The 4,584-nt window shown below is 46.8% G+C and carries 4 protein-coding genes; all 4 read left to right on the top strand.

The annotated features are described in order from the left end of the window. The coding region (locus RH89_RS13075; protein WP_004402544.1) for a sensor histidine kinase at window positions 1-738 on the top strand (738 nt) is incomplete at its 5' end. A 22-nt stretch (window positions 739-760) separates the two neighbouring features. Next, a complete protein-coding gene (locus tag RH89_RS13070) occupies window positions 761-1,339 on the top strand; it encodes an RBBP9/YdeN family alpha/beta hydrolase (RefSeq protein WP_004402540.1) in 579 nt (192 codons plus the stop codon). A 76-nt stretch (window positions 1,340-1,415) separates the two neighbouring features. Next, window positions 1,416-3,008 (top strand): ABC-F family ATPase, encoded by a 1,593-nt coding sequence (locus RH89_RS13065; RefSeq protein ID WP_004402536.1) that lies wholly within the window; start codon window positions 1,416-1,418, stop codon window positions 3,006-3,008. Between the two features lie 246 nt (window positions 3,009-3,254). Beyond that, window positions 3,255-4,565 (top strand): ABC transporter substrate-binding protein, encoded by a 1,311-nt coding sequence (locus tag RH89_RS13060; protein WP_004402533.1) that lies wholly within the window; start codon window positions 3,255-3,257, stop codon window positions 4,563-4,565. Window positions 4,566-4,584: the final 19 nt, after the last annotated feature.

The following is a 4,584-nucleotide window of genomic DNA, read 5'->3' as shown; positions in this document are numbered from 1 at the left end:
AACCAGACCCGCGATAAGTTAGTGGTGAACGAGAAACTGGCCGCACTCGGTGAGCTGACCGCCGGTATCGCTCACGAAATCAACAACCCAACGGCTGTAATACTAGGGAACGTAGAATTACTGAAATTCGAACTGGGTGACAAAGCAGATTCGATTGAAGAAGAAATTGATACCATTTTGAATCAGATTGATCGCATTCGAAACATTACCCGAAGCCTGCTCCAGTATAGCCGTCAGGGTGGTGTACAAGATGAAATTACCTGGCAGCACGTTAACCCAATCGTCGAAGAAAGTCTGACCTTGGTTAAAACTGGCGCTAAAAAACGCGACGTTCAGTTTGTTACCGAGCTGAATGCCAAATCGGTTGTCGAAGTCAACCGACATCACCTGCTGCAAATTCTGGTAAACTTGGAAATGAATGCCATCCATGCCATGAATGGAGAAGGGGTATTAACCATTCGCACCGAAGACTGGCAGGAAGAAGACGAAACCAAAGGCGCAGTCGTTCATGTGATTGACCAGGGTTGCGGTATTCCAGAAGAACAGCTCAAGCGAGTGTTTGATCCTTTCTATACAACTAAACGAGACGGAACCGGGCTTGGTCTTTCCGTTTCGCAAAGCATTCTCAGCCAGACGGGTGGAGAAATTAAAGTCACTTCCAAAGTTGGTTTAGGGAGCCAGTTCTCGGTGTATCTGCCACAGAAGGCTAACGCCGTTGAACTAGTGATGACGGAATAAAATAAGGAAAGAAAACTCAGTAATGACAACGATCATTTTAGTACCCGGATACACAAACGCAGGTCCACAGCATTGGCAAACTTACATAGAAAGAAAATATCAAAATGTTGTTCGGGTTCAACAAGAAAATTGGGACATGCCTGAGCGCGATAAATGGGTCAATGTTCTTGAAAAAACAATTGCTTCTATTGACTCTAAGGTAGTTCTGGTTGGACACAGTTGTGGTGCTGTAACCATTACTCAGTGGTCATCAATGTTCAGTTCCGACAAGGTAATTGGTGCTTTATTGGTTGCGCCAGCCGATGTCGATTCATCCAGTGCAATCCCTGAGATCCATACTCTACGTCCTCTGACATTTAAACCTCTGCAATTCCCCAGTATTCTTGTTACAAGCGATAATGACGAGCATCTCTCACTGGAAAGAGCTCATTTGTTTGCGAAATCATGGGGAAGTGAAATTGTAGAGATTCCCGGAGCGGGTCATATCCACACCAATGCGGGGTATGGCGAGTGGATTGCAGGTGAAAAGCTAATAGAGAAGTTACTAGGCAATAAACTTTTGAAGAAATCTCAAGACCAAAGCCAGTCCCTTCTGGTCTGAAACCCAATAAACACTTGCATCAAAACGCGTTGCCAAGTACCGTGGCAGCGCTTTTTACTATCTAAGGGGTTCGGTTTTGATTTCTACCGCGAATATCACACAACAATTTGGCGCGAAGCCACTATTTGAAAACATTTCAGTTAAGTTTGGCGAAGGCAACCGTTACGGTTTAATCGGCGCAAATGGGTGTGGTAAATCCACTTTCATGAAGATTTTGAGCGGAGAACTCGACCCGACTTCTGGCAACGTCAGCTACGACCCAAATGAGCGCGTTGCGAAACTGAATCAGGATCAGTTTGCTTACGAAGAATTCACCGTTGTCGACACGGTTATCATGGGTCACAAAGAGCTGTGGGAAGTTAAGCAGGAACGTGACCGTATCTACTCTTTGCCTGAAATGAGCGAAGAAGACGGCATGAAGGTTGCCGATCTGGAAACCCAGTTTGCTGAAATGGATGGCTACATGGCTGAAGCCAAAGCGGGCGAGTTGTTGCTTGCGGTAGGTATTCCACTGGAACAACACTTCGGTTTGATGAGCGAAGTGGCTCCTGGCTGGAAACTGCGTGTTCTTCTGGCTCAAATCCTGTTTGCAGACCCAGACATCATGTTGCTCGACGAACCAACCAACAACCTGGACATCGACACCATCCGCTGGTTGGAAGAAACGTTGAACGAACGTAACTGCACCATGATCATCATCTCGCACGACCGTCACTTCCTGAACAGTGTCTGTACTCACATGGCAGACCTTGATTACGGTGAACTTCGTGTTTACCCAGGTAACTACGATGAGTACATGACGGCGGCATCTCAGGCTCGTGATCGTCTGTTAGCAGACAACGCCAAGAAGAAAGCGCAAATCGCTGAACTTCAAACGTTCGTGGCGCGTTTCTCTGCCAACGCTTCAAAAGCCAAGCAGGCAACATCCCGTGCTAAGCAGATCGATAAAATTAAGCTTGATGAAGTAAAAGCATCAAGCCGTCAAAACCCATTCATTCGCTTTGAACAGTCTAAAGAGCTATTCCGTAACGCACTGATTGTAGAAAACCTAAGTCAGGGTTATGAAAACGACCTGTTCTCAGACTTCAACGCCATTTTTGAAGTGGGTGAGCGCGTTGCGATTATCGGTGAAAACGGCGTAGGTAAAACGACACTTCTGAACACACTAGCAGGCGTTCATGAGCCGCGCTCAGGTGAATTCAAGTGGTCTGAAAACTCCAACATCGGTTACTACGCGCAAGACCATGCGGAAGACTTTGAAGCCGATATGGATTTGATGACCTGGATGGGGCAATGGCGTCAGGAAGGCGACGACGAGCAAATCATTCGTAGCTTCCTGGGCAGAATGTTGTTCTCGCAAGACGACATTAAAAAGTCAGTAAAAGTGCTGTCTGGTGGTGAGCAAGGCCGTATGTTGCTTGGCAAACTGATGATGCACAAGCCAAACATGTTGTTGATGGACGAACCAACCAACCACATGGACATGGAATCCATCGAATCTTTGAATACTGCTCTTGAACAATACAAAGGCACGCTGTTCTTCGTTTCGCACGATCGTGTGTTTGTTGACTCTCTGGCGACCCGAATCATCGAGATCAAAGACAACAAGATCACCGATTTCAAAGGAACCTATTCTGAGTTCCTAAAATCTCGCGGTGTAGAAGAATAATCGCTCAAATTATTCGATAAACCCCAAAAAAGGCGCTCATTAATTGAGCGCCTTTTTGTTATCAAATTTTTATTCGCCAGTCTCACAAATAATACTTTTAGCGCAGAAAAAGATCATTAAAAGACTAAAAAGTACTTTTCTGCACTCAATAATTTCTCTTTTGACTATTTTTGAATTGTGATTGTTGCGGGGATGTTAATAAGCAACATGCCTCAAAATAAACTAATAACAGTCGAGGGAATGAACATGAAACTCAGGACATTACTTTCTGCCTCTGTACTTGCTGCCATTTCAAGTGCGCCCGCTATTGCGGCTACCGAGCTAACCATCGCGACGGTAAATAACGGTCATATGATTGAAATGCAGAAGCTTAGCAAAGCATATGAAGAGGCGAATCCAGGGGTGAAACTCAATTGGGTGACTCTGGAAGAAGGGGTGTTGCGCCAGCGTGTGACCACAGATATCGCGACCAAAGGTGGTCAGTTCGATATCATGACGATTGGTATGTATGAAGCACCAATCTGGGGTAAGAAAGGCTGGCTCGAAGAAATCAAAGACGATGCCAGCTACAACGCTGACGATATTTTACCAGCGATTCGTTCTGGCTTGTCTGTCGACGGCAAGATGTACGCGGTCCCATTCTACGGCGAAAGCTCGATGGTGATGTACCGTAAAGATCTGGTCGATAAAGCAGGCATGGCAATTCCGGATAACGCTTCGTGGGGTCACATCCGTGACGTTGCGGCATCCATCCATGATCCAGACAATGGGGTTTATGGCATCTGCTTGCGTGGTAAGCCAGGGTGGGGTGACAACGCCGCGTTCATTACTACAATGGCAAACTCATTTGGTGCCCGCTGGTTTGACGAAGAATGGAAACCTCAGCTCACCACTCCTCAGTGGAACCACGCTGTATCTTTCTATGTTGACCTTCTAACCACTTACGGTCCTCCGGGTTCAACCTCCAACAGCTTCAACGAAATCCTCGCGCTGTTCAATGAAGGTAAATGTGGCATGTGGATTGACGCCACCATCGCAGCTTCTTTCATCTCCGATCCTAAGCAAAGTAAAGTTGCTGATAAGGTCGCATTTGCGCAAGCACCAATTGCGGTAACCAATCGCGGCGCTAACTGGCTTTGGGCATGGGCACTTGGTGTTCCAGCTGGCAGTAAAAACCAGGCTGAAGCTGAAAAGTTCGTGAAATGGGCAACCTCTCAGGACTACATCAAGCTTGTAGCGCAAGAGAATGGCTGGGCGAACGTACCAACAGGTACTCGTCAGTCAACTTACGACACGCAAGCATTCAAAGATGCCGCGGTCTTTGCTGAAGCAGAACTGAAAGCGATTCAATCTGCTGATCCTCAAAACAGTACTTTGCTGCCATCTCCTTACGTGGGCGTTCAGTTCGCCGCAATTCCTGAGTTCCAGGCGATTGGTATTGCTGCAGGACAGCAGTTTACTAACGCCTTAGCAGGAAACGTTTCGGTAGAGCAGGCGCTGAAAAACGCGAACAAGTCTGCCGACCGTGAGATGCGTAAGTCTGGTTACTACAAGTAACCGAGCGAGGCTAGATTAG

It is taken from the genome of Vibrio nigripulchritudo ATCC 27043 (genome assembly GCF_000222685.1).
Classification (GTDB): domain Bacteria; phylum Pseudomonadota; class Gammaproteobacteria; order Enterobacterales; family Vibrionaceae; genus Vibrio; species Vibrio nigripulchritudo.
The sequence above is the reverse complement of the archived record's forward strand: the minus strand, read 5'-3'. Positions and strand labels throughout refer to the sequence as shown.

Bases quoted from the DNA above. Each gene is read 5' to 3' on its own strand.
- RH89_RS13070 (WP_004402540.1), top strand. From the start codon at position 761: ATGACAACGATCATTTTAGTACCCGGATACACAAACGCAGGTCCACAG.
- RH89_RS13060 (WP_004402533.1), top strand. From the start codon at position 3,255: ATGAAACTCAGGACATTACTTTCTGCCTCTGTACTTGCTGCCATTTCA.